The 3,922-nt window shown below is 46.0% G+C and carries 4 protein-coding genes; 1 reads left to right on the top strand and 3 read right to left on the bottom strand.

Annotation, left to right across the window (positions count from 1 at the left end; genetic code table 11):
* Window positions 1-174: 174 nt before the first annotated feature.
* Window positions 175-1,575: a hypothetical protein gene (locus H6S82_RS22220; protein ID WP_190463442.1), complete on the bottom strand. Its 1,401-nt coding sequence runs from the start codon at window positions 1,573-1,575 to the stop codon at window positions 175-177.
* 112 nt (window positions 1,576-1,687) lie between these two features.
* Entirely contained in the window at window positions 1,688-2,533 is an 846-nt protein-coding gene (gene pheA, locus H6S82_RS22215) for a prephenate dehydratase (RefSeq protein WP_190463622.1), read from the bottom strand.
* A gap of 251 nt (window positions 2,534-2,784) precedes the next feature.
* Here pheA and H6S82_RS22210 point away from each other — a divergent pair, with 251 nt between their 5' ends.
* Window positions 2,785-3,384, top strand: a complete 600-nt coding sequence (locus H6S82_RS22210; protein ID WP_190463455.1) for a DUF1997 domain-containing protein — start codon at window positions 2,785-2,787, stop codon at window positions 3,382-3,384.
* Here H6S82_RS22210 and H6S82_RS22205 read toward each other — a convergent pair.
* Window positions 3,385-3,922, bottom strand: a 538-nt coding sequence (locus tag H6S82_RS22205) for a ribonuclease HII (protein ID WP_191056715.1), incomplete at its 5' end; no start/stop codon positions are given.

The following is a 3,922-nucleotide window of genomic DNA, read 5'->3' as shown; positions in this document are numbered from 1 at the left end:
GGTGATGTTTATTTCGATAATATTCATTTAGAAGCAATGGTTTCTACAAGCAAATCCGTTCCCGAACCTACGGCTGTGTTCGGGTTACTCACAGTCACTACTTTTAGCCTTGTCTCAATGGGGAAGAAAAAAATAGCTTTTGGAAAGGTAAGCAGATAATCACTCAGCAAGCAGTTAACGAATTTCCCGATCTAATCGATAGAAACCGTACCAATTGAGTGCTGCTAACCAAGCCACCGAGAGCAAACCTGCCAGACTTAAGGTTAAACCGCTATACGGTACTAATAATCCTAAAACTGGCAGGACTCCTCCCGCAATGGTACTAATAAAAGCTGCAAGGGAAGCACGCCAAGTTCTTCCCAATCCCCAAGACACAGCTAAAAAGAACAGTGAAATTACTAACCAAGCTAATTGGGAATCGATCGTTCGGCTGAAGTAGGTCAAAGCTAGGATACAGGCAAAAAATAAGCCACCTGCGATCGCCACATCCCGCAGACTCATCGGTAAGGATAAGTACAGTAACAATAACCACCAGAGAAATAAAGCGGGAGCGAGCAGTAACAAGCGAGGCAAAACTCCCGTATTCCGCACTCTGCTAGTAGCGGTAAACACACCAAACGGATTGAGAACCGAAACATTGCCGTCAAATACCCAGGTAAATCTCGTACCTCGTTCCTCCACCTTGGCTTCAGTTGGGACAATGCCACTGGCAAAATCAGCCCCAGGAAAATTGGCCAGCACACTCAGACGAAAATTGGAAAGTAATTGTCCATTAGCGTTATAGACCCAGCGTGGCGCTCCTTGAGCTTGATAGGTGACTCGAAAGCGGGTTTGTTCTCCTGGCCCAAGTCGGAAGGGAAAACCATAGTCACCTGGATTAGATTGTGGGAGTGTTGTACCGTTCTGTTCTACTTTGAAGTTTTGCAACAGCGAGTAGCTATTGGGCTGAGGTATTTCAAAGAAAAAATTTTGCGCTTCCCTAAGTTGGTTGGTAACTTGATAGTCGCCGTTAAAATTTACGCGATAAATAGCGCGATCGCTCTTTTGCGGATCTAAAGTTTGGTCGATCTTGACCTCAATTTGAGAACCGGCGACAGTCAAAAAACGGGTAACAGGTCGCGTCTCCTGTACGCGCACCAACCTGTTGCCAACTTGAGTATTGTAGGAGTACGGTTCTTGGATCGTGTAGCGCACTTGAGGTGCTGTTTGTTCTAGCCTTTCTCCCGCAACGCTTTCTGCTACCTGCGCTACCCGTGCTTGTTCCCAAAAGTGGTAACGAGTGCCTAAAGTCGAACAAAGAAAGAAACCTGCGATCGAAAGGGCAAATACTAGGGCTGCGTGCAATAGCAGTCGCAGTAATACGGAATAACCCACTAACCATTGCCCCAACATATCACCTGTTTCCGATTCGTCTCGGCGGCGAGAAAAGTTGAGTACGGCTAGAACAAAGCCCATAAACCCCACTAAGCCGACCAGTATGAGGAACGTGCGTAGCACTTTGGCCCCAAATTGAATCAGCTGGGAGGGTTGCGTGAGGTCGGGTAAGCCAGGAATACCTTGGGCAACTTCAAACATGATTAATTTTTATTGCTAAAAAATATAAATTTTCTCAGAGCGTAGAATGCAAGACGGATAAAGGTTATGAGGAGTTTCTTACAGCCCTTTCGATGTGAGTGTGGCTGTTGAATTAGGAATCAATATTCAGAATGCTGTAGCAACCAAAAATCTTCAGCGTTTCGGCGTGGTCTGCCAATTCGGTTAAAGCAGATTTGACTAATGGCTCATTAGCCTCAGCTTCTAAGTCTATAAAAAAGAGATATTCACCTAGCGATCGCTTAGTCGGGCGCGACTCAATTCTGCTAAGATTGATATTTCTTTCGGCAAATACTTGCAGAGGTTTAGCAAGAGCTCCCGGTACATTAGCCGGAACGCTAAAAGCTAGCGAAGTGCGATCGCCGCCAGGAGAAGGTTGTAAACTAAGTACCCAGAACCGCGTGTGGTTACAGGGATAATCATTAATTGGACTGGCAAGAATAGGTAGGTTGTAAAGTTGGGCAGCCCTCAGAGAAGATATTGCCCCAGCTGTACTATCTGTCTCCAGATAACCTAGCGCCTCCGTAGTAGAATTCATCGGCACTAACTGAACAGAGGGTAGAAATTTATCCAGCCATTCTTGACATTGAGCCAAAGCTTGCGGGTGCGAGTAAACAGTTTCGATCGCCTCTAAACTACCCGCACACGACAGCAAAGCATGAGAAATCGGCAAAACTAAAGCTTGTTGAACTTGCAGCGTATCTAACCGCCAGAGTGTATCCAGGGTCATAGTCACACTGCCTTCCAGAGAATTTTCCACCGGCACAACAGCTAGATCTACTTGCCCAGTTGCTGCCGCTTGAAGCGTTTGGGCAATGCTCGGATAGGGACACAAAAAGGATTGTTGGCCTTTTTTCTGGATCAGCCAATTAGCATAGGCGACGGCAGCTGCTTCTGCATAAGTGCCGCTCGGCCCCAGATGTGCGATCGATATCGATATACTCATAAAGTTATTTTCTCAGCTTCTTAACCTTTCTTTGGTGGGTTCAGAGTCTTGTGAATATTGCATACGATCGGGTGAGGTATACAGAAAGATTCAGAAAAATCTCAATATACCGAATCCCACAACAGTCTACTATTGCCAGCTGCAAAGCAATGGTATGATTAAGACTTGCAACCGGATGTTTTAAGAACTGTAACGTAAAATTAATTAATAGACATAGAGAAAAAACACTCTGTACCCTTTTACCTATGCACACCCGATTTGTCGCTTCCCAAACTGTTGAAATTGCTGTCCCAGAGCAACCGATTCCCATCAAGCATTATTTGCGTCAGCCTCAACGTCTTGTCAATGCTCTGGTCGATCCAAGTCGGATCGCACAATTGGGCGAGGAAATTTTTCGCTTAAAAATGCGCCCTCTCCACTTTATGATGTTAACAATTCAACCCACAGTAGATATGAAGGTGTGGACAGAAGCCGATGGCACAGTTCATTTAGAGTCTGTGGGCTGTCAAATTGTGGGTATTGAATATGTGAATCAACGCTTTGCGTTGAACTTGAAAGGAAGACTGTCGCCTTCGCAAGTTAAGGGATTGACTTATCTGAAAGGAAAAGCAGATTTAGAAGTACAAGTTGAGCTACCACCTCCATTTTGGTTAACGCCCAAACCAATGTTGGAAGCGACCGGCAACGGTCTACTGAAAAGTGTATTGTTAACTGTAAAACATCGGTTAATGCACCAATTGCTGCTGGATTATCGTAAATGGGCAAGTGTTCCAGCTTTGGGAATAGAAAACAGAGAAAATACCTCCTTAATTCCCACTTCCCAGACTCCACTCCCCAGCCCTTAGTCAGTGGCAACAAGGACGAAAGGAGAGCCGATGCCAGCGTGAAGGGCCATATTCTTCCAGAGCTTTTATGTGTCGAGCGGTGCCATAACCCTTGTTGGCATCTAGATCGTATTGCGGGTATTTACGAGCCAAGCGAAGGATGAGATCGTCTCGCCATACCTTAGCCAGAATACTAGCAGCGGCGATCGCTACCAACTTTTCATCTCCCTTCACCACCGATTGTTGTGGTATCGGTAAATCCGGAAGAGCCCACTTGCCATCAATCAGACAAACAGAGGGCTGCACCTTCAGTTTGATCACAGATCTCCGCATTGCCAACAACGATGCTCGTAAAATATTGAGGCGATCGATTTCCCGGACTGAAGCTATACCGATTTGGTAATCTAACGCCACAGCCCGAATCCGATCGGCAAACCTCCTTCGCCCAACATTAGTCAGTTGTTTGCTATCTTTTATCCCCGCAGCAGCTAATTCCGCCCAAGCGGCATCCGGTAAAATTACAGCTGCCGCCACTACAGGACCGAACAAACAACCTCGC

The organism is Planktothrix sp. FACHB-1355, from assembly GCF_014748295.1.
GTDB lineage: Bacteria > Cyanobacteriota > Cyanobacteriia > Cyanobacteriales > Aerosakkonemataceae > Aerosakkonema > Aerosakkonema funiforme_A.
This window is presented reverse-complemented; position numbering and strand designations above follow the sequence as displayed.